The organism is Acinetobacter sp. CIP 51.11, from assembly GCF_000369665.1.
Classification (GTDB): domain Bacteria; phylum Pseudomonadota; class Gammaproteobacteria; order Pseudomonadales; family Moraxellaceae; genus Acinetobacter; species Acinetobacter lwoffii_S.
Window position 1 is genome coordinate 2,017,014 of the sequence record NZ_KB850129.1, and the last position, 24,179, is coordinate 2,041,192.

The window sequence follows — 24,179 nt, forward strand, 5'->3', positions numbered from 1 at the left end:
GATATCTTAGCAAATATCAGGGCTTTTTTGGGAAAAATGTGTCTAAAATTTTTAAGATATTATGACAAGACGCTTTGCCCCAGGCTGGACCAAGCCTGATTGATCGATTTTTCAATGCCTTGCGCATCCAGACCCGCTTGCTGCAACATCTGTGCATGGGTCGCTTGCGCCATAAACATATCATCCAGACCCAGATTCAACATCGGTTTGACAATCTGTGCTTCTGCCAGATATTCATTCACGGCACTACCTGCACCGCCCATCACTGCATGTTCTTCCACCGTGACAAACAGACTGGTGCTTAAAGCGAGATCATCGAGCATTTGAGTATCCAGTGGTTTGACAAAACGCATGTTAACCACACGCACGCCAATCTCATGTTTCACGGCAAATGCTTCAGCAGCGTCGACTGCAGCCTGTACCCGGCTACCAAATGCCAGTACAGAAATATATTCATCATACTGCCCATTAAAGCTGGCCACAATTTCCGCCTGACCGATCGGAATCTCGATCATTTTTTGCTGGATCTCGACGCCGAGTCCATTGCCACGCGGATAACGTACCGCTGCCGGCCCTGGATACAAATACGCTGTATGCAGCATTTGACGGCATTCATTTTCGTCTTTCGGCGCCATGATCACGATATTCGGGATAGTACGCATATAGGCATAGTCATAAGCACCGGCATGCGTCGGGCCATCTTCACCAACCAGACCGGCACGATCAATACCGAAAGTAACATCCAGATTCTGCAAAGCCACGTCATGTACCAGTTGATCATAACCGCGTTGCAGGAAAGTCGAGTAAATTGCAACCACCGGCTTCAAGCCTTCACAAGCCATACCGGCAGCCAAGGTAACCGCATGCTGTTCGGCAATCGCCACATCAAAGAAACGTTCCGGATATTCTTTGGCAAATTTGACCATGCCTGAACCTTCGCACATGGCGGGAGTAATCGCGAGCAAGCGTGTGTCTTGTGCCGCTTCATCGCAAAGCCATTGCCCAAATACATCCGAATATTTCGGTGCAGTATTGCTGGCGGCAACGGCGTTGATTTTGCTAATCGCGTGATATTTGATTTGATCGGATTCTGCCGGAGCAAAGCCTTTGCCTTTTTTAGTATAGACATGAATCAGGCGTGGGCCTTTACGCTTTTTCAGCGCATTAAAGACATGCACCAGCTGTTTGACATCATGACCATCGTACGGGCCAAAATAGTCAAAGCCAATGGCTTTAAACAGGTTGTCTGCAGCATCGGTCGCTGCACTATGCAAACGCGAGTTATATAACCATTCCGGATGTGGCTGTACATAGGCCTCACCCTGTTCGGTAACATTAACAAATTCACCGCGCTCCCAAATTGCGGCTAAATGCTTGGCAAAACCACCAGTACTGCAAGAAATCGACATATCATTGTCGTTCAGCACCACCATCAGATCAGCGCTGTGTGCCACGGCATCATTCAAGGCTTCAAAAGCCATACCTGCCGTCATGGCACCATCGCCAATAATCGACACAACTTCACACGGATTATTCTGATAACGACGTGCCAGTGCCATACCTAGGCCAGCAGAAATCGCCGTCGAAGAATGCCCTACCCCAAAGGTATCAAATTCAGATTCTTCACGAGCCGGGAACGCTGCCAGACCATCTTTGGCACGAATAGTGGTGAGCTGTTCACGACGCCCAGTCAACACTTTATGCGGATAGGCCTGATGACCTACATCCCAGATCAGGCGATCATGTGGCGTATTAAAGCAATAGTGTAAGGCCACGGTGAGTTCAATCACACCAAGGTTGGCACCAAAATGTCCGCCACTTTGCCCGGCAGCATACAAAATGAATTGACGTAACTCATCCGCCACTTGTTCTAGCTGGCTTTGCTCGAGTAAACGTAGTTGCTCAGGATGATTGATCGCATCAAGCAACGGTGTTACAGGGCGTTGAGTTGGGATTTCTGTATACAGCATATTATGGCAAAGCCTTCTAAAGCCTGGCAAATCTAAAGCTAGGTCAATGGGGAGTACCCGATCATATAGCTGAATTGTAGCAGCTTCAATTCAGCTACGCTTCTAGCGATGCAATATTAAACAATGATCTCGTCGGGGTGAAAAAATTGCAGCCTACGATTATCCTGAATAATCTTACTATTTATCAACTATTATCGTTCGCTTTCTACAAAAAAGAAAATCTATTGCAGAATTTCGACTTTGCAATTCTACCAATGTTCAATCATTACGCTATACTTTAGCCAATTTCAGGATTTAACGGGTTCAGCTGTGCCAATCGAATTTGTCGCAACGTCAAGATTACCTACCGCTCACGGTGAATTTAAAATTACTGTATTTCAAGACCCTAAGACTGGCGAAGAACATGTCGCACTTTCCAAAGGACTTGAAGAAGTATCAGATGAGCCTGTAGTGGTGCGTGTGCATTCTGAATGTTTAACCGGTGATGCCTTTGCTTCACTCAAATGCGACTGTGGCCCGCAATTGCAAGCGACTTTAAAACTGATCAATGAATTAGGCCGCGGAGTCATTCTGTATTTGCGTCAGGAAGGTCGTGGCATTGGCCTGACCAATAAAATTCGCGCTTATGCCCTGCAAGATCAGGGACATGACACAGTAGATGCCAATTTAATGCTGAATCTGCCTGCAGATGCACGTCAGTATGATATGTGCAGCATTATGCTGGATCATTTACAGGTAAAAGCAGTACGTCTCGTGACCAATAATCCTTCCAAAATTGAGGCCTTAAAAGCACAAGGGATTAACGTGATCGATCGTGTTCCACTGACGGTGGGCTTGAATCCGTTTAATGAACAATATCTTAAGACCAAACACGAACGCATGGCACATCTTTATAAAAAAGATGATTTTTAAAGAATCTCCCCTAGCCCCTCTTTAAAAAAGAGGGGAAAGTAAGCCTCCCTTTTTAAAGAAAGGTTTGGAGGGATTTTTATAGCTTAGGAAGAGATTCTAAATCGTCATGGAGAAAATCCGACTTTCTGGCATCCGTCGCTTTAAACGTAAATCAAAAGCCATACAGATATTGCGTACAAATGGTTTCCCTTTCTCCAGAATCGTGAGTGACGAGTCTGAAAATTGAATCAAACCATCCTGTGCCATTTCCTCAAGCTGTTCCAAAACCTCATCAATTTCAGGGAAAAGCATCTCGGAATTTTCCCATGAGGTGCTAAAGCTGCACATCAAATTTAGAATATGTTGCCGGATGATCAAATCTTCCTGATTTAAGACATGTCCTTTAAATACCGGAATTTCATTGCGCGCCAGGCATTCATAATATTCTTCAATGGTTTTCACATTCTGCGCAAAGCTGTACCAGCTATCACTGATTGAAGAAATGCCTAGCCCAATCATCACCTGGGTTTTAGAGGCTGTGTATCCCATAAAGTTGCGGTGCAATGTTCCCGCTTGAAAGGACTGGTACATCGCATCTTTTTCTAAGGCAAAATGATCCATACCGATTTCATGATAGCCATGTGCCAGAAGTTTCTTTTTACCCGCTTCATAGCATTCCCGTTTGATCGCATCTTTGGGCACATCAGCATCTTTAAAACCGCGCTGACCATTACCTTTAATCCAGGGCACATGTGCATAGCTATATAAAGCCAGACGGTCCGGCAAGAGCGAATTGGTTTGTTCAATAGTATTTAAAACATCATCCAGACTCTGAAATGGCAGACCAAAGACCAGATCATGGGAAATCGATTCATAGCCAATTTCTCGCGCCCATTCGGTCACCTGTTTAACATTTTCATAAGGCTGAATCCGGTGAATCGCCTTTTGCACGGTTTCATTATAATCCTGCACCCCATAACTGACCCGACGAAAGCCAAGATCATACAATCCTTGCAAATGCTCACGTGTGGTATTGTTAGGATGGCCTTCAAAACTGAATTCATGTACAGGCGCTATGTCAGCTTTGGCCAGAATACCCTGAATCAGTTGAGCGAGATGCGCCATTGAAAAAAAGGTCGGCGTCCCCCCGCCCAAATGAATCTCTTTAATGATGGGCTTTTCTTGTAATAGCTCACAATATAGATTCCATTCTTTCAGCAGTGCCTGAATATAAGGCTGTTCAACTTCATGGCGTTTGGTCACGCGCTTATGACACCCGCAGAAGGTACACAAGCTTTCGCAAAATGGCAGGTGGATATACAGGCTCATGCCTTCGCTTTGATTAGATTCATCAAAAGACTTTTTTAGCGTTTGCTTCCATTGTTCCAGCGAAAAATTCTGCTCTTCCCAATACGGAACAGTCGGATAACTGGTATAGCGTGGCCCGGGAACATTGTATTTTTGAATCAGGGAATTGACCTGTACCGACATGACACCCACCTATTACCATCGAGAAATGCTCAAACCAATGAGCGCTTGTGAGTTATTGTGCTGAGCTTGAAAAAAGAATTCAACCTAGCCATTTAGTCGGATTTAATGATGCATTCTGCTTATGAATAGTGGAATGTAATGTCTGGGCTGATGAATTGCATCACCAAATTAGACCTTAATCTTTGACTGATTTTATGCTTTGATGTCGTTAGTTTTTTATTTCCCTACGAGGGCTCTGATGCAGCATCCTACATCTACGGATATTCAACACGTTCGTGAATTTCTCCTCGACTTGCAGGCACGGATTTGTGCAGCATTAGAACAGCAGGAACGTGCTGGCGGCGGTACGGCCGAATTTATCATCGATGACTGGGAGCGTCCAGAAGGTGGTGGTGGCCGTTCACGTGTTTTGCAAAATGGTACGGTGATTGAAAAAGGCGGCGTGATGTTCTCCCACATCAACATTTCCAAGCTGCCTGCTTCTGCGACTGAACGTCATCCTAATATTGCTGGCGCCAAAGCACAGGCCATGGGGGTATCGCTGGTGATTCATCCGAAAAACCCGAATGTGCCCACCTCACATGCCAACGTGCGTTTATTTGTCGCAGAAAAAGAAGGTCAGGATCCGGTCTGGTGGTTTGGTGGCGGTTTTGACCTGACTCCGTTTTATCCGAATGATGAAGATGTACTGTCCTGGCATCAAACAGCGCATGATCTGTGCGCGCCATTCGGCGAAGAGGTTTATCCTGAACATAAACAATGGTGTGATAATTATTTTTATCTAAAACATCGCGACGAGCAGCGCGGTGTGGGTGGTTTATTTTTTGATGACCTGAATCAATGGGATTTTGAAACCTGTTTCCAGTATATGCAGGCTGTAGGCAATGGGTATCTGGAAGCCATTCTGCCGGTTTTCCAGCGCAATCAGGATAAGCCTTATACCGAAGCACAACGCGAGTTTCAGTTATACCGTCGCGGCCGTTATGTGGAATACAATCTGGTTTATGACCGCGGCACCCTGTTTGGCTTGCAGACTGGTGGCCGGATTGAATCGATTCTGGTCAGCCTGCCCCCGCTTACCGGATGGTCATATCGCCCTGAATGGGATGAGGGCTCACCGGAAAAACGTTTAACAGATTACTACCTGAAACCACATAACTGGTTAACAGAATTAAAATCCAACGCAATGAAATGATACAAACGGCCCTCAAATAGAGGGCTGTTTTAATAGATATATCCTCTATACTGCTGCATAGAAATACCTGATTTGATCGCGGCACCCTATCGCTACATCGATCATATTCCATTTGATGTCTAGTGAGAATAACAATGCATAATCTTCAATTAAATCTACCTGTGTTGGCCTTTTGGCTTTTTCTGGCTCTCGCCATCAGCGCGATGAGTACCGCAATTTTGAGTCACAACCTGATTCTGGATGGCGCCGCTATTCTGGTGAGTATCCTGACTGGGTTTGGGGTTGTTCTCAGTATGGCGCTGATGTTTGCGGAACATATTATGGATATTTGCAGTTCCTAAAACCCGGATCACTTAACAGCAATTTAAAATCGCGCAGGCTTTAGTCTCTGCGCTTTTTCACGTATATTGATGGCCATTTCCGCACATGGACATTGTGAAATGAGCAAACAATTTTCCGTGATTGGTAACCCGATTGAACAATCACGTTCTCCAGAATTGCATCACGCCTTTGCTGCTAAAACTGGTGTCGACCTGAGTTACACCAAGCGTCTGGCGCCACTGGATGGCTTCGTAGCCAACATTCAGGAATTCTTTAGCAATGGCGGTAGTGGCATGAATGTCACCGTACCCTTTAAAGAACAGGCTTTTGCCCACTGTCAGGTGCTGAGTGAACGGGCCAAAATTGCCAAAGCCGTGAATACGCTATGGATGGAAAATAGTGTGCTGCATGGCGACAATACCGATGGTCAGGGACTGGTTGAAGCAATTCGAGCACTAGATTGGCCACTGGAAAATACCAATATTCTGATTATTGGAGCAGGCGGTGCCACGCGTGGTGTGATTTATCCACTCACCCAAGCAGGTGCGAAAAAAATCGTAATCGCCAATCGTACCTTGGCACGCGCGGAACAACTGGTCGCTGATCTTCAGGATGCCGTACCTCAAGTCGAATTACAGGCGATTTCACTAGACAATTTAGCCGGTGAATTTGATTTGGTGATTAATGCCACCTCTGCCAGCCTCAGTGGTGATGCTTTGGTTTTACCAGAGGCGTTACAGTTTAAACGGGCCTATGAAATGGCCTATGGCAAACCTTCTTCCTTTCTCGATCAAGCCAAAGTACGCGGTGTACCGACATCTGAAGGTTTTGGCATGCTGGTCGGTCAGGCAATTGAATCTTTTTACATCTGGAATGGTATCAAGCCGGATTTAAAAGAGTTTCTTTAAAACCCCTATCTCTCCAATGAGTTCAGTTCGGGTTGCAACTGCAACCCTTTACTCTCCTCCTACTACTTTTTATAAGCTGAAAAACCATGAATTGGTTTTAATGACATTTTAGAATGAGTTATTTTGCCACCTGAATCCGAGCACAATTCATACAAAAATATACTGGACAAGTCACCTTTTAACTCATTAAATTCCATTGATATAACAAGTTTTTAATCTTCCTGTAATGTAAACACCTAATGATGAAATTCGATGATTTCATTCATTAGCCTTAAAAATCGATTCGCTTTTCTGACATTTTTATTCACTGAATTCATCAATGTTTTTTTATCCCGAATGTGAATAATCAAAGAATCGATACAGATAATCCAAAACTAATTTCAATCAGGATTAAACGCATGCCAGCATATAAAGCCCCTTTACACGACATTCGCTTCCTTATGAATGAAGTGCTTGACTACCCTGCGCACTACCAGAATTTGTCGAATGGTGAATATGCCGATGCCGACACGGTAGATATGATCTTAGAAGGCGCTGCAGATTTCTGTGAAAATGTACTGTCGCCGTTGAATCAAAGCGGTGATGAAGAAGGCTGTCATTTTGAAAATGGCGAAGTAAAAACACCGAAAGGCTTTAAAGAAGCTTACGACCAGTTCGTACAAGGTGGCTGGCAAGGTCTGTCTTATCCTGAAGAATTTGGTGGCCAAAACCTGCCAATGTCTTTAAACCTGATCAAATCGGAAATGATGGGGACTGCAAACTGGTCATTCCAGATGTATCCGGGTTTAAGTGTGGGTTGTATCAACACTATCATGCAATATGGTACCGATGAGCAGAAAAACACGTATCTGCCTCACTTAGTTGCAGGAACTTGGGCGGGCACCATGTGTCTGACTGAGCCACAATGTGGTACGGATCTGGGGCAGGTTAAGACCAAAGCAGAGCCGAAAGAAGATGGCAGCTATGCGATTTCAGGCACCAAAATCTTTATTTCTGCAGGTGAGCACGACCTGACTGAAAATATCGTACATATCGTACTGGCACGCCTTCCAGATGCACCGCAAGGTACCAAAGGGATTTCTCTGTTTATCGTACCAAAATTTATTGCTGCGGCAGATGGTGGGATCGGTGAGCGTAATCCAGTGAACTGCGGTTCGATTGAACACAAAATGGGGATTCGCGCTTCAGCAACGGCTGTACTGAATTTTGATAATGCGACTGGCTACCTGATTGGTGAACCGAATAAAGGCTTGCATGCCATGTTTACCTTCATGAACACAGCACGTATTGGTACTGCGATTCAGGGTATTTGTCATGCTGAATTGTCATTCCAGGGTGCTTTACCGTATGCCAAAGAGCGTATGTCAATGCGCGCCCTGTCTGGCAAAAAAGATCCAGAAAAAGTGGCGGATGCGATCATTCATCATGCCGATGTACGCCGTATGCTGTTGACGCAAAAAGCCATTGCTGAAGGTGGCCGTGCCATGATTTATCATGCTGCGCAAATTGCCGACAACATGAATGATGCTTTGCTGCGTGGCGATACTGCTGCATTTGAACAGCATGATGATCATCTTGGTTTCTATACTCCAATCCTGAAAGGCTTCCTGACCGAAATGGGCTATGAAGCATCAAATCACGGTATGCAAGTCTTCGGTGGCCATGGCTATATCAAAGAATGGGGCATGGAACAAATCGTACGTGATTCACGTATCTCTACCTTGTACGAGGGCACGACGGGCGTTCAGGCACTGGATCTGATTGGCCGTAAAGTGCTGTTAACCTCGAAAGGTAAAGTAATTCGTGATTACACTGCTGAAATCCTGAAATTCTGTGGTCAGCATGCACGGAATAAATATATGCGCCGCTTTGCCTGGGATTTAACCAAGCTATGTGCACAGTGGAATGCATTAACCGTACGTATCATGCTGGCAGCACGTAAGGACCGTGACATCGTCTCTTCTGCGTCAGTCGATTTCCTGATGTTTTCCGGTTATGTGATGATGGCGTACTTCTGGGCACAGCAAGCCGCAGTCGCTTCAGCCAAACTAGCTTCTGGTGACGGTGCTGAAGTACCAGAATTCTATAAAGCGAAAATCAAAACTGCTGATTTCTACTTTGAACGTATCCTGCCACGTACCCAAGGTCATGCCGAAGCGATGGTGAATCCGTCTAAAACCATGACGGCACTCGCTCCAGAACACTTTAGCTTTGACTATTAAGTTGTAAATTGAGTTAAAAAGAGCGCTTCGGCGCTCTTTTTATTGACGCAGACGCCCTTGTTTAACTTAAAAAACCTTTCTGGATAGAAAATATACAAATTTAATTTTATATTTTTCAACATCCTAATAAATTAGCCAAATAAAACGCTTGTATATCTCAAAATAAGCGGTATGATAATCCCAACTAGAAAAATTCTTGTTTTGGTTAGTCTTCTTTTAAGTATCGCAGTTTTAGTCATAAACCTTCGTATTACAGATCAAAAAGCTCCATCCTTTTTATTTTTCAAAGTTACAGTTAGTCATCTGAAATTTTGGCTATAAATTCATACGATTCAATAGGTTATATTATGTCTAATACAGTTAACGGTACAGTAAAATGGTTCAACGAAACTAAAGGTTTCGGTTTCATTCAACAAGAATCAGGTCCAGACGTTTTTGCTCATTTCAGCGAAATCACTGGTTCAGGTTTCAAAACTTTAGTTGAAGGCCAAAAGGTTTCTTTCAGCGTAGCTCAAGGTCAAAAAGGCCCTACAGCTGTAAATATCGTTGCTCTATAATTTAGAAGCAAGATATTGAAAAAAAGCACTCTTAGAGTGCTTTTTTTGTGCCTGAGATTTTTAAAGTTTGCTGTTTTCTTTTCAAAGATTACATCGAAGATCTGAAAACAGATAACCTCTAGGCTATAAAAAATTCCTGATCTGGGGAAATCTGCGCAATAAAAAAAACCCTCATAAATTTATATGAGGGTTTTTCCAAAAATAAGTAGTGGATTAAAATCAGTTAAAGAAATTCTTCCAGCACCGAATTTAAAAAGATATGCCCCTGCTCGGTACAAGAAAGCCGGTCTAGATCATCGACCATTAATTTTCTATCACGCAAAGAGCTCAGCAATTCATGTAAAGTATCTAGACTCAAACCAGTACGTTCGGCATACAGCTTGGCTTCCACGCCCTGATTTAAACGTAAGGCATTCATCATAAATTCAAAAGACAGGTCGGCATCTTCAATGCGCTTAAACTGCACATGTTCTGCAGGTACTTTGGCTAAGTAGTCCTTAGGTAGACGGGTTTTCTGGAACCGATACACGCCATCCGGCTGAGTGACTTTGCCATGTGCTCCGGCGCCAATTGCCAGATAATCACCAAACTGCCAGTAATTCAGATTATGCGCTGAAGGCAGTTCTTTACGCCAAGCCGAAACTTCATAGTTGACAAAACCCTGGGCTTTTAAATAAAGCTCACCCTGCTCCTGAATATCTTCCAATACTTCATCGACAGGCAAAATCGGTTGAGTCCGGAAAAATACCGTATTTGGCTCAATCGTTAGCTGATACCAGGAAATATGTGTAGCACCCTGTTCCACGGCCAATTTTAAATCATGCAAAGCCTGATCCAAGGTCTGTTCAGGCAAACCATGCATCAAGTCGACATTAATGCGCTGAAAGCCGGCTTCACGTGCTAACCCAATGGCAGAAATCGCATCTTCATTGCTGTGAATCCGTCCCAAACGCTTGAGATGCTCGGTATTAAAACTCTGCACCCCAATCGACAGACGGTTAATTCCGGCCTGTAAATAACCGGCAAACGGATCATGTTCGACTGTGCCGGGATTGGCTTCCAGCGTAATCTCACAGCCTTCGGCAAAGGGAATAACGGCTTTGAGCTGATCAAATAACCATTGATAGCCTGGGGCAGAAATCAGTGACGGCGTCCCCCCACCAATAAAGACACTGTGAATCTGCCGGCCTTGGGCAAAATCGACCTGAGTTTTAAAGTCTTCCACCAGTGCTCGTAAATATTCCTGTTCCAATTCCAGTGATAGCTGACCATCCGGAACCGCATGCGAATTGAAGTCACAATAAGGACATTTGCGCACACACCAAGGCATATGAATATATAAGGACAAAGGGACAGCAGCAGGATTCAATTCAGCCAAAGAACTACTCAAAAACGATTACAAGATATAGCCGAATTTTAACATGACTCGGCGGCAACACTGCTAAAATTAAATTTGATCGTGTGATATGCCTAAAAATTTAAATAGAATTAGTCAGTTAAAATTATGAAAATATCTTCTCAACTTATTATTTTACTTCCTTTGGTTTTTGCAATCGGTGTTTTATTGACACTCCAGACCGCAATTAATACACAACTAAAAGAATATTTATATTCTCCTATTCAAGCTGCATTTTTTTCCTTTTTGATTGGTACAATAGTGCTCGCCGTAATCGTACTTTTTCAGTCCAATCCCAAACCCGGTTTACAGGAACTGATGAGTGTTCCCTGGTATTTATGGCTCGGGGGCATCGTGGGTGTATACGCGATTAGCATGAGCATTTATGCAGCGCCCAAACTTGGCTTTCTGGTTCTTAGCGGTCTCATTATTTTTGGTCAGATGGTGATGTCGATGCTGGTCGATCATCTGGGATTATTGAGTAATGAAAAAATGCCGGTTAACTGGCAACGTCTTTTAGGCGGCGTGGTAATTTTTATTGGTGTGCTTCTCACTTTACAACGCTAAACCTTCTATTTAAGCACATGATCACGATGAGTAATTTTTGTGTCGAATGTTTCACCAGTCACAACCTTTGGTTTTGAATTAAAAAAACTTTTTCATCTGATGCTGCCTATTCTGGTGACCCAATTTTCTCAGGCTGGTCTGGGTCTGATTGATACCATTATGGCCGGTCACCTGTCTGCTACCGATCTTGCCGCGATTGCCGTCGGAGTAGGACTCTGGATTCCGGTGATGCTGCTGTTTAGTGGCATTATGATTGCCACGACGCCTTTGGTTGCTGAGGCCAATGGCGCACGCACACCTGAAAAAATTGCCACCATTGCACGTCAATCGCTTTGGGTTGCCCTGATTCTTGGAGTAATTGCCGGCTTGATTTTGCAACTCTTGCCGGCCACTTTGCCACTTTTAGGTGTACCGGAAAGCTTACAACCTAAAGCCGGTTTATTTCTGCATGCGATTGGTTTTGGTATGCCAGCGGTAACCATGTATGCGGCCTTACGCGGCTATTCTGAAGCGATTGGAAATCCGCGTCCGGTGACCGTGATTAGTTTATTGGCGCTGGTCTTGCTAGTTCCGCTGAACTATATCTTTATGTATGGTATTGGCCCTGTTCCGGCCCTAGGCAGTGCAGGCTGTGGGTTTGCCACGGCGATTTTACAGTGGCTAATGGTCATCACCCTCGCGTTGTATATCTTTAGAAATAAGGCCTATCAACGTACCCAGCCTTTTACCCATTGGGAAAAAATCAACCCGGAATGGATGAAGCGCATCTTACAGCTTGGCTTTCCAATCGGATTGGCAATTTTTTTTGAGGTCAGTATTTTCAGTACTGCTGCAATTGTGCTGAGTCCTTTGGGTGAGACCATTGTCGCTGCCCATCAGATTGCTATTTCTGTCACTTCACAACTGTTCATGATTCCCATGTCACTGGCGATTGCCCTGACCATTCGGGTTGGCACCTACTATGGTGAACAGAACTGGCAAGCCATGCGTAAAGTACAATATCTCGGCCTGATTACTGCCACTATTCTGGCGATCCTGACCATGATTCTGCTTTGGGTTTTCCGCAATGAAATCGTAGCACTCTACACCTCAGATCTGATCGTGACCCAAATTGCGGTGTATCTGATTCTGTTTGCCATTGCCTATCAGCTGATGGATGCCTGGCAGATCAGTGCGGCAGGTTGTCTGCGCGGCATGCAGGATACCAAGGGGCCAATGTGGATTACCATGCTGGCTTACTGGGTCATCGCCTTCCCGGTCGGGGTGTATTTGTCCCGCTTTACCGACATGGGCGCCGCCGGTGTCTGGGTTGGCCTGATTGTAGGCCTCAGCGTAGCTTGTATACTTTTATTGGGCCGTTTATATGGCAATAATAAACGCTTAAGTCTAAACAACTAAACACTTTTATTTGATTAATTTAAGCTAGAAAATGCGCTGAGATTAAAGATCCAGCGCATTTTTTAATCCTTGTGGAATCTCAGATTCATCCACTACATCTTTAATCACCACCTGCCCCACAATTACATCCGTACCATTAAAAGTCATGGTGGGTGAACCATATAGCTCATAACCTTCATTTAAGGCACGGGTCACCCGCGCACAAAAATGTACATCATCTTTCCCAGTAAAATATCGATAGACTTTCATTGAATTTTCTTCATTACTACACTCTGTTTATTCTAAGCTTTTAGCTATAAAACAACATTCAGAATTAGTACTCGGTCTTATCTAAAACGATGACGGATTCCGGCATATTCTTATAGTTTAAACGCAAGCAATAAAGATAAATCTTTTAACAAATCAAAGATGATGCATTAAACATGGAGAAGCTGAAGGAAATCACAACACAACCTCTACAATTAAATCTAGGCAATTGAACCTTTGTCACCTATGATCAAATACATCCATTCATAGTTGGTTTCAAGGAATCTCGCATGGCAAAAACGGCTAGCACACCCGGTCGTCGCTTTATGAAACTTGCCGGAATGACCGCAAGTATTGCAGGTAAAACCCTCTCCAATTCCATTAAAAATTTAACTGCCGATGACGAGCAGAAAAACACTGCGCGCAGTAAATTATTTCAGGATATTGGTGTGCAGATTGCGGATACCTTGGGGGAAATGAAAGGCGCAGTCATGAAAGTTGGCCAGATCGCCTCTCAATATAAAGATGTTTTCCCGCCCGAAGTCGCTAAAGCCATTGCCAAGTTACAGCGTCAGGCGCCACCGATGCCGTTTAAAGAAATTCAGGCACAAGTGGAAAAAGAATTGGGTAAACCTTTACAGCAACTTTTCCAGCAGTTTGATGAGCAGCCATTTGCCGCGGCCTCGATTGGTCAGGTGCATAAAGCCACCCTACCGAATGGCCAGCAAGTTGTGGTCAAAGTACAATATCCTGGTGTGGATGAAGCCTGCGAAAGCGACCTGAAACAAGTTCGTCTGGCACTGCGCATGATGGGCGTCTTAAAGATTGACCGTAAACTTCAAGATCAATTATTTAAAGAAATTCAGCACAGTCTGGACAATGAGCTGAACTATGAAATTGAAGCCCAGAATCTGGAAATCGCCCGTGCCTTCCATGAGCCTCTGGACAATAAAATTGTGATTCCGAAAGTGTTTCATGAGTATTCATCGCGACATATTTTGACCTTAAGCCAAGAGCTTGGTGAAAGTATCGAAACTGCCAGCACTTGGCCACTCGAAACCCGAAATGCTTTAGGCCGCCGCCTCTTCCGCGCCATTGGTCAGGAAATTTTTTATCTGAAACGCTTTCACTGTGACCCGCATCCAGGCAACTTTGCATTTCGTGAAGATGGCTCTGTGATTGTTTATGACTATGGTGGCGTCAAAACCTTATCGACTGAAGTGATTGGACATTTTAGGGAACTGATCCATGCTGCACGCGAGAAGAATATTCCCGTGATCGAGCAACAGCTGGATGCGCTGCATTCCTTGACTGAAACTGGAAAATTCCCGAAAGAATTATATGAACAGTGGCTGGAAGTGCTCATGCGTCCTCTGGTCACTGACTATGATTTTGCCGAAAACTCAGCGCATCATGATGGGATGGAGTTGCTGAAACCTTCGTTGAAATATTGGGATGTATTTAAGCCCTCTCCTGATACCTTGATGGTGAATCGCACAATTTCAGGACAATACTGGAACCTGATTCATCTCAAAGTACATGATGATTTAAGTGATGTATTTGAAGAACTGGTACCGAGTCGAAGCTAAGTTGAGACGATAGGCTTACACGCTGTAACCCTAGATTACTTGAAATATCAAATGTTACATTATAACATCTAATCAAGAATCATGAGGAAGTTAGATATGCGTTCAGATATCCATCCCGAGTATCGTGAAGTGTTATTCCATGATACCAATGCCGATGCCTATTTCGTGATTGGCAGCACGATGAACTCGAGCCAAACTAAAGAATATCAAGGTAAAACATATCCTTATGTAACACTAGATATTTCGAGTGCATCACATCCTTTCTATACGGGTGAGCAACGTCAGACCAGCAATGAAGGACGTGTGGCAAGCTTTAACAAACGTTTTGGCCGCTTTAAACGGGGCTAAAACCGAAAACCCTCAGTTATCTTAAGATTTAAATCGTGGTTTATGTCAGGAAATGACCTCCAATTTCCTGACTTTTTTATGCGCTTATTTTAACTCTGTGCCAATACGATTGAAGTTAAATAAAAGCCCAGCGCCAGAACAATAATGCCGACAATTAAGCTGGATAATGCATATAACAGCGCTAGGCCCATAGCACCTTGCTTGAATAACAAAAAGCTTTCCAGACCGAAACTGGAAAATGTGGTAAAACCACCGAGAATTCCCACCATTAAAAACAGACGAGCTTCTTGTTGGAGTACTGGATACTTTTGGCTACAGGCAAAAAAAATCCCGGCACATAAACAGCCCAGAATATTGATCCACCAGGTGGGCCAAGGAAATTGCATTTGTGGTTTGAACAGCCAAAGTCCGGCTGCATAACGCAGACTGGCACCGATTGCCCCACCCATTGCCACCCAAAGCCAGCCCATATTTTTTTCCTGTTCTATTTATTGATCAAGTTTATTTTATCCAAAGTTTCATATTCATCATGGATAATTTTCACTGTTATCTTGAACCGAAAATCAATGAAATACCATGGAACTTCGCAAGAAAATTGCTATATTTATTGCATCCAATTTTCATGAATGGCACAGGAAAAACAGCATGGCACAGGATTTATTGGCCCAGTTGGCAGCAGGCGTAGCAAAATTTGCAGATGTGATTACTTATATCGAATCGCGTTATACGCATACACCGACTGCATTTAAAAATGGCCAGCAGAATAATGCGGCCACAGAAAACCAGGGCAGCGCCAAAGTCTTTTCTTTTGCACAATTAAATGGTCTGGATCAGGCACAGACCTTAAGCCTGTTTGCTGAGCATTATGCTTCTGTATTGGCAACGCCAGAGGCGACTGATCATCAGAATATCCGCCAGTTTATGCTCAATGGCTGGGATGGAATTGCCTTTGAAGGTCAGGCTTTAACTGCGAAGTAAGTACTAGGCAGATAAAAAACCGCTCAAAGGAGCGGTTTTTTATCTGCAACTCAGAAGCGTGCATGAAGTATGTTTTAGCTTTTACCGACTTTTTCGATCCATTTAATGGAACTGACGCGGAAGACCTCACAAGCACCATCACCCGTATCGGTCGGAGTTAAAGACGATGTCCAGACCAGATCTTTGTCACGCACTTCAACCAGTTCCCCTTGCATACGCACCAGATCGCCACGCTTTACCTTTTTAATTGCCTTAGCAATTTTAGGGTTAGCGGGAATGATATGTATATTGGACACCATCTGCTTGGCTTGTTCTACCGGCACTGGCACCCGATCCATTTTCCAGTTCAAATAGCGGTCATATTGATTGACCGTGATATGTCGAGCAATTTCAGGTTCGGCAAACAGCCCCCAACTGACAGCATAATCAATCGGAGAGAATTTGGCTTGCGGGTCAGAACTATAAACCTTGGAACCCAGAATACGAAAATCACCTTTAAAAGGCTGCAAGACCGAAATTGACTGGCCTTTAACGACAGGAGGCAAACCTTTGGCAATATTGTGGTCTACCGAGCTATAGCCCGAAATAGGCAGCAACAGGCTGGCCAGCAAAGCATAATGTTTAAAGTATTTGAGCATAATTTTTAATCTAATCCTAATCAAGTTGATCAAACGTTTTAAGGATATCTTCCATGATCTTACGGATTTTTTAATGAATAAACAGTTGAACTTGGTAACAAATTGCACGTATTTAGTCAGCTCTATAATGCCTGTCATTTTATTTTTCAGTTAAGCTAGAACGTATTTCTATTAAATTAAAATAACTCAAATGCTGTATAAACTTTATCAACAACATATCTTTCCGCATCTGCTGAATTAGGTGATGCAAACACCATCCTTGATGGACTTGCGTCGTGAATTGCTTTTAGACATTTCTAGTGAAGTGCTGGAAATTGGTTTTGGTACCGGCTTGAATCTAACTTTTTATCAATCGGTTGATAAGGTCTATTCGCTAGAACCAAATCCGGCGATCTTCAAACTGGCAGAATCACGAATTCAACAGACCGCTTTTCAGGTCGAGCATATTCAGGCCAGCGCAGAAGCGTTGCCTTTTGCTGAAAATAGTGTGGAAAATATTGTGTCTACCTGGACGCTTTGTAGTATTGCAGAGCTGGAACAGAGCCTACAGGAAATTTACCGTGTGCTACAACCGGGTGGGACTTTACATGTGGTCGAACATGTCCTGAATCGGCACAATTTAAATATTCAGCGTCTCCAACATTTACTCACTCCCATTCAAAAGAAAGTCGCAGATGGCTGTCATCTGAATCGTGATATTGAAACCGCCTTGCTGGAAACCGGTTTTGAAATAGAATCCTTAAGTTATGTAGATGCCGAGGGTATTCCGAAGATTGGCCAACGTATGTTGTTAGCACGGTTTCGCAAACCACAAGGCTAATTCACTACTCTCTTGTATTTAGTGCTGCTGGACGTGGGTTACTTGCAGCAACTGACAATGAGCACGATATTCAGAGCCTATCCCAACCCGGAATTCTTGTCCAGTTGTGCCTGAATGAACTGTCACCAGATCACCAGCGAGCGTGATTTTCTGTCCCGATTTTAGCCGGCGAATCTGATCGGCAATTTTTTCAGTGGCAGCAATCAGACTGAAATGCTGCACATGCGTATTGACGAAGTCACGCTCCGCTTTATTGGTTTGTCCTTCGAGCTGATAGCAGCGTTTTGCTTCATCAAACTCCAGTTTTGCCTGTATAGCGGGCAGCGGTTGAGTCAGCAACAGCACATCAATATTACTCAGATAGGCCAGATCATTAAAATGCCCCACCACAGGGCTGGCCTGATGCAGCACCCGACGATCAGGTTTTACGAAACGGTGATCATGCACAATATAAGTCGCGGAAATGCGCTTAACGGGTTCTACTTTAAAGTTTTTAAGTACGCCCTTTTCTTGCAGATGCGGAATGGCACGAAAAAATTCATTCCACACCCAGAGTCCTAGCATAAACAGCAGCGCAGTGATCAGTAATTTTTGCATAATTTTTTATTCTTCACTGGATTTTGGTCAATCCTGAAAATCAATCCGAATGGTTTCAAAACGTACCCGCCCTTCCTGAACCGCACGGGCAATGGCTTGCTGGCCTTTGGTCAGACGTGCTCCGCCACTTTTAATGTCAATCAAAACCACTTCAATATCTTCAGCGTCGCCTTCGCCATCACGAAAATTGGTATAACCATCAAAGACCACATAATCTACCGGATCACCCAAAAACTTGGCATCACTCGGCAGATATTGAAATTCCGGCATGATCGGCGCGAGCTGTTCCGCCATTTTGCCTTTGAGAACGGCACGGCTGGTATTCACGCTGCGTTTTTGCGCGGCAATGAGGGACTGCTGATGCTCTAGTTCCAGCTCGGCAATATACTGCTCATATTCGGCCTTGATCCGTCCATTGCGCGTCTGACTTAAAATAATAGTGGTCAATACCACCCCGATACATGCGCCAATCAACATGGCCATCCATATGGACATTCAATCTTCCTAATTTGCCTGATTTTTATAGCATCGCATTCGACTGAAGTTGAGGACTTCGGCCATTTGCATACTTGAAAAGAATGATATGCTAGGCCGGAACAGAATAAAATCACCTTGAGTCATGAAAACAATTTTAGTTGCGAATCAGAAAGGCGGTTGTGGCAAAACCATGACAGCCATTAGTTTGGCGTCAGCACTCGCACAAAAGGGTTATAAGGTGGCATTGGCCGATGCCGACAACCAGAAATCAACATTGCAATGGCTCAAGCATCGTCCGGCACAGGCAGCGCAGATCCAAAGTCTGGACTGGCGCAATAGCAAGTCCATTGGTGATGCGCCGAAACAGATCGAATACCTGATTATTGATGCACCAGGTGCTTTGACCGATGATCATGCCGAACAGCTGATCAGTGAAGCACATGCGATTATCATCCCGATCCAGCCTTCTTTTTTTGATATCGATTCGACCCGCCGTTTTCTCAAACATTTGCAGGACATCAAACGCATCCGTAAGGGCAAGGTTGAAATTTTACTTTTGGCCAATCGCACCAAAGCAAATGCAGCCAGCAATCAGGACATACAGCAGTTTTTTGACAAGATCGACCAGCAGCCAGTGGCCTGGATTTCGGAACGTGCCCCTTATAGCCGACTGGCTATGGAAGGCCTTTCAGTCTTTGATAAACCTCAGAAAATCTACCGGGAACTGCAGGCTCAATGGCAACCGGTACTGAATGCCATTATTGATGATCCGAGTCAGTGGTTTTGAGTCAATCCTCTGAATCGTGGTATAGCTTTGGGAAAATAATCTCGCTACTTGGCTAGCTATCATTTTCGATCGCTTTTTTTTCAGTTAATATGCCTGAACACGACCTAAAAAATGAGTCATTAAATTCAGTGCAACAGTACGCGCCTACATTACAAAAAGTCTTATTATTTGGATTGTTCTTTATCCTGATTTTTTTGAGTTTTCATATACTCAAGTATTTCATCATTCCTGTAGTTTGGGCAGCCATTATTGCCTATATGACTTGGCCCTTGTATCAATCGGTGTTACGCCTATGCGGCAATCGACCGACATTAAGTGCAACCGTAATGATCTTGGCCGTGATTCTGGTCTTTGGTCTGCCGTTTATTTTCGCCATTTTCATGCTGCAGCACGAAGGTCGTAACCTGTATTTTGAATTGCAGCGACAGGTCTTTTCCGGTCACCTGAATGTCCCTGATTTTATTCGCGGGCTTCCGATTGTCGGCAAGGAAATTACCCGAACCTTAAATGAAATTAACACTGATCCGCAGAGTATTGCACTGTCGGTATCGACCTGGATTCAAGGCCATCTGAATTACGGCAAAGTGGTGTTGAATGAAGTTAGTAAAAACATCTTTAAATTATGTTTTGCGATACTTTCGCTGTTTTTCTTCTACCGTGATGGTCAGACCATTTTAAATCAGGTGCGTAAAGCCTTTGAAATGGTGGTCGGTCCACGTGTACATCATTATTTTTCCACCATTTCTGCGACTACACGTGCCGTAGTATATGGCGTCGGTTTGACTGCGATTGCACAGTCCTTATTGGCAGGTCTGAGCTATTTTGTTGCAGGTGTGCCGAATCCGATGGTTTTAACCATTGTGACCTTTATTTTTGCCCTGATTCCCTTTGGCCCACCCCTCGCCTATAGTGCGGTGGCGTTATGGCTGTTTTCACAAGGACAAACCATTGAAGCCATTGGGGTCATGGTCTGGGGCGTCTGTATTGTCAGTACTGCCGATAACGTCATTCGTCCACTGGTGATTTCTGGCGCAACCCAGATTCCTTTCCTGCTGATCATGTTTGGAGTCTTGGGTGGTATTGCCAGTTTTGGTCTGGTCGGGGTGTTTATTGGCCCGGTGATTCTGGCTGTGCTGCTTGCAATCTGGCGTGAATGGTTACATGAAAGTAATCTGAATGAACCTTTAATGATGCCTAAAGCCACCATGGCACATGAGATTGATCCGGAAACACAAGACACACCGCCCAAGGCACCTTAAAGCATAGATAGAATCGACTTAAACAAAACAAAACATTTAAGTACTGATTCTATATAGAGCTTCTGATCTTGCTCTGTTTAAATGAATTCACAAAACAGAATAAAGATCAGGATGCCAAAATCATGTCTTCATTGTTTAAAATTACGACACTTTGCGCGTTAAGCGCCGCACTTTTTACCGGTTGTGCATCAACCTCCCCATCAAATGAAGTGGTCAGAGCAGTGACTGTGAATGCTGTAAATGCTCAAGGTGTGGGCCAAGAGATTGGGACCGTATTACTCAGTGACAGCCCAGCCGGTCTGGTCATTCGTACCAACCTGAAACAACTTCCTGCAGGTGAACGCGGTTTCCATATTCATGAAAATGGTTCATGCGCGCCTGCCATGAAAGACGGCAAGATGGGCGCAGCACTGGCTGCAGGTAGCCATTACAATCCAAACCAGGCACCGCATCACGGTACGCCAGCAACCGGTCACTTAGGTGATTTACCCGCATTGAAAGTCAATACAGATGGAACTGCACGTGTCACCCTGCTTGCACCACGCCTGAAACTGGCTGATGTTCAGGGTCGTGCGATTATGGTCCATGCCGGTGGCGACAATTATTCCGACAACCCATTACCATTGGGTGGCGGCGGTGAACGTATTGCCTGTGGTGTGATCTAAATACCCTCATGCCAATAACTCAATAGAAAAAACGGGCAGCATGCTCGTTTTTTTATGGATTTTTCTTTTATTTTGGCGTCTAAATTGCATTCAGAACTTTACGTTTTTACTTTCCGGATCCTGTCCTTGTGAATGCTGCCCGACCTGCGACTGCTACTTTTGTTAAAATTATAAAACCTGTCCTGCTGCCCTTTCAGTCCAGTGCGCTGATGACTTATTGCCTACAGATTTTTCTGGTGTTTTTAGGTACTACTTTCGGTCTGAAATTTCTGGGTTATGAGTTCTTGATCGTTCCAGTAACTTTAGGGGCAATTGCCACTGCACTGACTGATTTTGATGACCGGCTAAGCCTGCGTTTGCGCAACCTGTTACTGGTCATCATTCTGTTTTTTAGTGTCAGCAGCATTCTGGAATTTCTTGCTCCGCATAAATTCTGGTTTGCACTGTGGCTATCCCTGTCGAGTGCGCTGTTTATTCTAATGGGTGCCTTAGGCCAGCGTTATGCCACAATTTCATTTGGCACCATTTTACTGTCAATCTATACCATGTTCGGCCTGGGCGAATATCAGCACTGGTATGAACAGCCACTTTATTTTGTCATTGGTGCGCTATGGTACGGCCTGACGTCTATTCTATTTTTTCTGTTGCGTCCTACTTTGCAGGTTCAGGAAAATCTCGCACAAAGCTTGCAGCACATGTCGGATTTATTGCTGAGTAAAGCCAAACTGTTTGATCCGGACCAGCATCCAAATGTTGAAAACCTGCTCTATGAGTTGTCACTTAAAAATACGTTAGTCATTCAGAGTTTTAACCGCAGCAAAGATTCGCTATTGACCCGACTCAAAGCTTCGCGTGCCAATCGCAATACCATTTACTGGCTGAATCTGTATTTTTTGATGCAGGATATTCATGAACAGGCCACAGCGAATTATCTGCATTATGAACAGATCGAACAGCATTTTAGCCGCACTGACCTGATTTTCCGGATTCAGAAAAATATCCGTCTGCAAGCCCTTGCCTGTCAGCATTTGGCAGAATGTGTACTGCGCAATGAGAAATTTTACCTGTCTACAGATGATGAACTGGCATTAAAACATTTACAGGAGTCGATGCAGGACTGGATTGCTCAACACCCACAAAATATTGAAGTTAAAAATTTACAGCTTATTCTGGCCAATCTGCTGAGTGTGCATGAACAGTTACAACACCTGCATGATCAACATGCTCTGTATAAGCCACGCTATCAGCAGCATTTTGATGACCTGAGCCTGTTTGATGATGATATTCGCGATAGCACAGATCTCTGGCTGAAACTCAAACCGCACTTAAGTCCGCAATCGGCACTCTTTCGGCATGCCGTGCGGATTGCCATTGTATTTCTAGTCGGCTATGTCATTTCATTATTACCCTTTGCGAAAAATGGCTACTGGATTTTATTGACCAGCCTATTTGTCTGTCAGATCAGTTATTTTGCCACCAAAAGCCGGCTCAAATTGCGGACTCTGGGAACATTATTAGGGGTCATGCTGGGTGTTCCCATTCTGTATTTTGTACCAAGTATCGAAGGACAATTGCTGCTGACAGTGATTTTTGGTGTCGGTTTTTTCTATCTGCGTTCCAAAAAATATGCCATGGCAACCCTCATGGCGACCTTGATGGTACTCCTGATCTTCAACCTGAAAGGTGCCGGTTACGCCATTATCTTACCGCGTATCATTGATACCCTCATAGGCTGTCTGATTGCCTGGATGGCAGTAAGCTGGATCTGGCCTGACTGGAATTTTCGTAATATTTCCAGCAATATCAAAAAATCATCACATGCAACACTGAACTATTTTTCTGCAGTGGTCGAGCAATATCGAAACGGTAAAGATAACAGTATTGCTTACCGGACTGCACGGCGTCTGGCCCACAATGCACAGATTGATTTATCCAGCATGATTTCAAGTCTGAGTACCGAACCGAATCCAGATCCGCAACTGGTCAAAAGTGCCTTTCGCTATCTGGTCTATAGTCATAGCCAACTCAGTTATATTGCAGCATTGGGGAGTCACCGTGAGCAGGTTACTGATACACAAATTCTGGATTTAATGCACTGGTGCCAGCAAACCTTAACTGGGGTATTGCTGCAACAACAGCCTTTAGATACCTACGACATCGATCATAAACTGGCAGAAATTCAACGCTTAAGTACCCAGGAAAACCAGTCAGCACATCTGCTTTTGGTGTTGAAACAGATCAGTTTATTACTGGAAACCTTAGCGGAATTACTAAAATTACGTCATGAATTATTAGGTGCCGAGATTAAATAACCAACTGCCTTACTTGGTTATAACTTATTAAAAATATTGAATATATCTTTATTATTAAGATTCAATATTCAGGTGATATTCGGTACACTCAGAACTAATTCGGTTAAATCAATATGTATTATGAACATCAAAACTTTGCGTCTGGTCGGTTTGCTTGAAGGGATTTCATTCCTGCTGCTGTTATTTATCGCGATGCCAGTGAAATATATGATGGATAATCCGATTCTGGTGAAATATGTCGGCATGGGTCATGGCGTACTGTTTGTGCTATTTCTGGTGGTGTTATTTGCGGTATGTGAAAAACAGAAATGGTCTCTCAGCATGTTTGTGATGGGTTTAATCGCTTCGATTCTACCTTTCGGTCCATTCCTGTTTGATATGAAACTGAAGAAGCTGGAACAGCCCGCTGAAGCTTAATTGTAGAATCCTAATATAATTAGATCAGTCAAAAGAAAATTCTCTCTCCCTTTGGGAGAGAGTTAGAGAGAGGGAACTTATTAAATACTTAACCTCACCCTAGCCCTCTCCTAAAAGGAGAGGGAAATTC

25 protein-coding genes are annotated in these 24,179 nt (G+C 44.0%); 17 read left to right on the plus strand and 8 right to left on the minus strand.

The window, feature by feature from the left end:
* Positions 1–59 precede the first annotated feature (59 nt).
* Entirely contained in the window at positions 60–1,970 is a 1,911-nt protein-coding gene (gene dxs, locus F894_RS13385) for a 1-deoxy-D-xylulose-5-phosphate synthase (protein ID WP_005248233.1), read from the minus strand.
* Positions 1,971–2,279: 309 nt separating this feature from the next.
* On the opposite strand from dxs, the gene ribA reads away from it, so the two are divergent.
* On the plus strand, positions 2,280–2,882 hold the full coding sequence (ribA, locus tag F894_RS13390) for a GTP cyclohydrolase II (protein ID WP_004645027.1): 603 nt from the start codon (positions 2,280–2,282) through the stop codon (positions 2,880–2,882).
* Positions 2,883–2,978: 96 nt separating this feature from the next.
* Here the strand turns inward: ribA and hemN are convergent, their stop codons facing one another.
* Positions 2,979–4,352 carry an oxygen-independent coproporphyrinogen III oxidase gene (hemN, locus tag F894_RS13395; RefSeq protein ID WP_005248235.1) on the minus strand — a complete coding sequence of 458 codons (1,374 nt, stop codon included), beginning with the start codon at positions 4,350–4,352 and terminating at the stop codon, positions 2,979–2,981.
* Positions 4,353–4,590: 238 nt separating this feature from the next.
* Here hemN and hemF point away from each other — a divergent pair, with 238 nt between their 5' ends.
* The 5 genes from hemF (at position 4,591) to F894_RS13420 (ending at position 9,555) form a co-directional block, all read left to right on the plus strand.
* Positions 4,591–5,547, plus strand: coding sequence for an oxygen-dependent coproporphyrinogen oxidase (gene hemF, locus F894_RS13400; protein WP_005248236.1), 957 nt, complete (start codon positions 4,591–4,593; stop codon positions 5,545–5,547).
* Between the two features lie 134 nt (positions 5,548–5,681).
* Positions 5,682–5,888 carry a hypothetical protein gene (locus F894_RS13405; RefSeq protein ID WP_004281539.1) on the plus strand — a complete coding sequence of 69 codons (207 nt, stop codon included), beginning with the start codon at positions 5,682–5,684 and terminating at the stop codon, positions 5,886–5,888.
* A 99-nt stretch (positions 5,889–5,987) separates the two neighbouring features.
* Positions 5,988–6,776: a shikimate dehydrogenase gene (gene aroE, locus F894_RS13410; protein WP_005248238.1), complete on the plus strand. Its 789-nt coding sequence runs from the start codon at positions 5,988–5,990 to the stop codon at positions 6,774–6,776.
* Between the two features lie 398 nt (positions 6,777–7,174).
* Positions 7,175–8,998, plus strand: a complete 1,824-nt coding sequence (locus tag F894_RS13415; RefSeq protein WP_005248240.1) for an acyl-CoA dehydrogenase C-terminal domain-containing protein — start codon at positions 7,175–7,177, stop codon at positions 8,996–8,998.
* Between the two features lie 347 nt (positions 8,999–9,345).
* Positions 9,346–9,555, plus strand: a complete 210-nt coding sequence (locus F894_RS13420) for a cold-shock protein (protein WP_004281542.1) — start codon at positions 9,346–9,348, stop codon at positions 9,553–9,555.
* A gap of 223 nt (positions 9,556–9,778) precedes the next feature.
* Here F894_RS13420 and hemW read toward each other — a convergent pair whose 3' ends face one another.
* The gene (gene hemW, locus F894_RS13425; RefSeq protein ID WP_005248241.1) at positions 9,779–10,933 is read right to left on the minus strand and encodes a radical SAM family heme chaperone HemW; all 1,155 of its coding nucleotides are present in this window, start codon (positions 10,931–10,933) and stop codon (positions 9,779–9,781) included.
* A 126-nt stretch (positions 10,934–11,059) separates the two neighbouring features.
* On the opposite strand from hemW, the gene F894_RS13430 reads away from it, so the two are divergent.
* Entirely contained in the window at positions 11,060–11,518 is a 459-nt protein-coding gene (locus F894_RS13430; protein ID WP_005248244.1) for a DMT family transporter, read from the plus strand.
* 39 nt (positions 11,519–11,557) lie between these two features.
* On the plus strand, positions 11,558–12,916 hold the full coding sequence (locus F894_RS13435) for an MATE family efflux transporter (protein WP_005248245.1): 1,359 nt from the start codon (positions 11,558–11,560) through the stop codon (positions 12,914–12,916).
* A gap of 42 nt (positions 12,917–12,958) precedes the next feature.
* On the opposite strand, the gene F894_RS13440 is transcribed toward F894_RS13435, so the two are convergent.
* Positions 12,959–13,165, minus strand: a complete 207-nt coding sequence (locus F894_RS13440; protein ID WP_004281552.1) for a DUF1737 domain-containing protein — start codon at positions 13,163–13,165, stop codon at positions 12,959–12,961.
* A 287-nt stretch (positions 13,166–13,452) separates the two neighbouring features.
* Between F894_RS13440 and F894_RS13445 the strand changes: the two genes are divergently transcribed.
* Together F894_RS13445 and F894_RS13450 are read left to right on the plus strand one after the other, a co-directional pair.
* Positions 13,453–14,751 carry an ABC1 kinase family protein gene (locus tag F894_RS13445; protein ID WP_005248249.1) on the plus strand — a complete coding sequence of 433 codons (1,299 nt, stop codon included), beginning with the start codon at positions 13,453–13,455 and terminating at the stop codon, positions 14,749–14,751.
* Positions 14,752–14,847: 96 nt separating this feature from the next.
* Positions 14,848–15,099: a type B 50S ribosomal protein L31 gene (locus F894_RS13450; RefSeq protein ID WP_004732342.1), complete on the plus strand. Its 252-nt coding sequence runs from the start codon at positions 14,848–14,850 to the stop codon at positions 15,097–15,099.
* Between the two features lie 89 nt (positions 15,100–15,188).
* Here F894_RS13450 and crcB read toward each other — a convergent pair whose 3' ends face one another.
* On the minus strand, positions 15,189–15,569 hold the full coding sequence (crcB, locus tag F894_RS13455; protein ID WP_005101255.1) for a fluoride efflux transporter CrcB: 381 nt from the start codon (positions 15,567–15,569) through the stop codon (positions 15,189–15,191).
* 175 nt (positions 15,570–15,744) lie between these two features.
* Between crcB and F894_RS13460 the strand changes: the two genes are divergently transcribed.
* Positions 15,745–16,077 (plus strand): HopJ type III effector protein, encoded by a 333-nt coding sequence (locus F894_RS13460; RefSeq protein ID WP_005248252.1) that lies wholly within the window; start codon positions 15,745–15,747, stop codon positions 16,075–16,077.
* A 74-nt stretch (positions 16,078–16,151) separates the two neighbouring features.
* On the opposite strand, the gene F894_RS13465 is transcribed toward F894_RS13460, so the two are convergent.
* Complete coding sequence (locus F894_RS13465; protein ID WP_005248254.1) at positions 16,152–16,715, minus strand: hypothetical protein; 564 nt, start codon at positions 16,713–16,715, stop codon at positions 16,152–16,154.
* 244 nt (positions 16,716–16,959) lie between these two features.
* Between F894_RS13465 and F894_RS13470 the strand changes: the two genes are divergently transcribed.
* Entirely contained in the window at positions 16,960–17,535 is a 576-nt protein-coding gene (locus F894_RS13470; protein WP_005248257.1) for a class I SAM-dependent methyltransferase, read from the plus strand.
* Positions 17,536–17,553: 18 nt separating this feature from the next.
* Here F894_RS13470 and F894_RS13475 read toward each other — a convergent pair whose 3' ends face one another.
* Entirely contained in the window at positions 17,554–18,132 is a 579-nt protein-coding gene (locus F894_RS13475; protein ID WP_005248260.1) for a hypothetical protein, read from the minus strand.
* A 27-nt stretch (positions 18,133–18,159) separates the two neighbouring features.
* A complete protein-coding gene (locus tag F894_RS13480) occupies positions 18,160–18,627 on the minus strand; it encodes a Holliday junction resolvase-like protein (protein WP_005248263.1) in 468 nt (155 codons plus the stop codon).
* 124 nt (positions 18,628–18,751) lie between these two features.
* Here F894_RS13480 and F894_RS13485 point away from each other — a divergent pair, with 124 nt between their 5' ends.
* The 5 genes from F894_RS13485 (at position 18,752) to F894_RS13505 (ending at position 24,049) form a co-directional block, all read left to right on the plus strand.
* A complete protein-coding gene (locus tag F894_RS13485) occupies positions 18,752–19,396 on the plus strand; it encodes a ParA family protein (protein ID WP_004281566.1) in 645 nt (214 codons plus the stop codon).
* 128 nt (positions 19,397–19,524) lie between these two features.
* Positions 19,525–20,655 carry an AI-2E family transporter gene (locus tag F894_RS13490; protein ID WP_224216247.1) on the plus strand — a complete coding sequence of 377 codons (1,131 nt, stop codon included), beginning with the start codon at positions 19,525–19,527 and terminating at the stop codon, positions 20,653–20,655.
* A 122-nt stretch (positions 20,656–20,777) separates the two neighbouring features.
* Entirely contained in the window at positions 20,778–21,320 is a 543-nt protein-coding gene (sodC, locus tag F894_RS13495; protein ID WP_005248268.1) for a superoxide dismutase family protein, read from the plus strand.
* 128 nt (positions 21,321–21,448) lie between these two features.
* Positions 21,449–23,632, plus strand: coding sequence for a YccS family putative transporter (gene yccS, locus F894_RS13500; protein ID WP_005248271.1), 2,184 nt, complete (start codon positions 21,449–21,451; stop codon positions 23,630–23,632).
* Positions 23,633–23,752: 120 nt separating this feature from the next.
* Positions 23,753–24,049 (plus strand): DUF3817 domain-containing protein, encoded by a 297-nt coding sequence (locus tag F894_RS13505; RefSeq protein WP_004645001.1) that lies wholly within the window; start codon positions 23,753–23,755, stop codon positions 24,047–24,049.
* Positions 24,050–24,179: the final 130 nt, after the last annotated feature.

What these genes read in the sequence shown, in the direction of transcription:
- hemN (WP_005248235.1), bottom strand. Translation starts at nt 4,352, where the DNA reads ATGTCGGTACAGGTCAATTCCCTGATTCAAAAATACAATGTTCCCGGG.
- F894_RS13480 (WP_005248263.1), bottom strand. Translation starts at nt 18,627, where the DNA reads ATGTCCATATGGATGGCCATGTTGATTGGCGCATGTATCGGGGTGGTA.
- F894_RS13465 (WP_005248254.1), bottom strand. Translation starts at nt 16,715, where the DNA reads ATGCTCAAATACTTTAAACATTATGCTTTGCTGGCCAGCCTGTTGCTG.
- F894_RS13475 (WP_005248260.1), bottom strand. Translation starts at nt 18,132, where the DNA reads ATGCAAAAATTACTGATCACTGCGCTGCTGTTTATGCTAGGACTCTGG.
- sodC (WP_005248268.1), top strand. Translation starts at nt 20,778, where the DNA reads ATGTCTTCATTGTTTAAAATTACGACACTTTGCGCGTTAAGCGCCGCA.
- F894_RS13445 (WP_005248249.1), top strand. Translation starts at nt 13,453, where the DNA reads ATGGCAAAAACGGCTAGCACACCCGGTCGTCGCTTTATGAAACTTGCC.
- F894_RS13440 (WP_004281552.1), bottom strand. Translation starts at nt 13,165, where the DNA reads ATGAAAGTCTATCGATATTTTACTGGGAAAGATGATGTACATTTTTGT.
- F894_RS13450 (WP_004732342.1), top strand. Translation starts at nt 14,848, where the DNA reads ATGCGTTCAGATATCCATCCCGAGTATCGTGAAGTGTTATTCCATGAT.
- F894_RS13485 (WP_004281566.1), top strand. Translation starts at nt 18,752, where the DNA reads ATGAAAACAATTTTAGTTGCGAATCAGAAAGGCGGTTGTGGCAAAACC.
- F894_RS13505 (WP_004645001.1), top strand. Translation starts at nt 23,753, where the DNA reads ATGAACATCAAAACTTTGCGTCTGGTCGGTTTGCTTGAAGGGATTTCA.
- crcB (WP_005101255.1), bottom strand. Translation starts at nt 15,569, where the DNA reads ATGGGCTGGCTTTGGGTGGCAATGGGTGGGGCAATCGGTGCCAGTCTG.
- F894_RS13470 (WP_005248257.1), top strand. Translation starts at nt 16,960, where the DNA reads ATGCAAACACCATCCTTGATGGACTTGCGTCGTGAATTGCTTTTAGAC.
- F894_RS13430 (WP_005248244.1), top strand. Translation starts at nt 11,060, where the DNA reads ATGAAAATATCTTCTCAACTTATTATTTTACTTCCTTTGGTTTTTGCA.
- hemF (WP_005248236.1), top strand. Translation starts at nt 4,591, where the DNA reads ATGCAGCATCCTACATCTACGGATATTCAACACGTTCGTGAATTTCTC.
- F894_RS13405 (WP_004281539.1), top strand. Translation starts at nt 5,682, where the DNA reads ATGCATAATCTTCAATTAAATCTACCTGTGTTGGCCTTTTGGCTTTTT.
- aroE (WP_005248238.1), top strand. Translation starts at nt 5,988, where the DNA reads ATGAGCAAACAATTTTCCGTGATTGGTAACCCGATTGAACAATCACGT.
- F894_RS13415 (WP_005248240.1), top strand. Translation starts at nt 7,175, where the DNA reads ATGCCAGCATATAAAGCCCCTTTACACGACATTCGCTTCCTTATGAAT.
- dxs (WP_005248233.1), bottom strand. Translation starts at nt 1,970, where the DNA reads ATGCTGTATACAGAAATCCCAACTCAACGCCCTGTAACACCGTTGCTT.
- F894_RS13460 (WP_005248252.1), top strand. Translation starts at nt 15,745, where the DNA reads ATGGCACAGGATTTATTGGCCCAGTTGGCAGCAGGCGTAGCAAAATTT.
- F894_RS13420 (WP_004281542.1), top strand. Translation starts at nt 9,346, where the DNA reads ATGTCTAATACAGTTAACGGTACAGTAAAATGGTTCAACGAAACTAAA.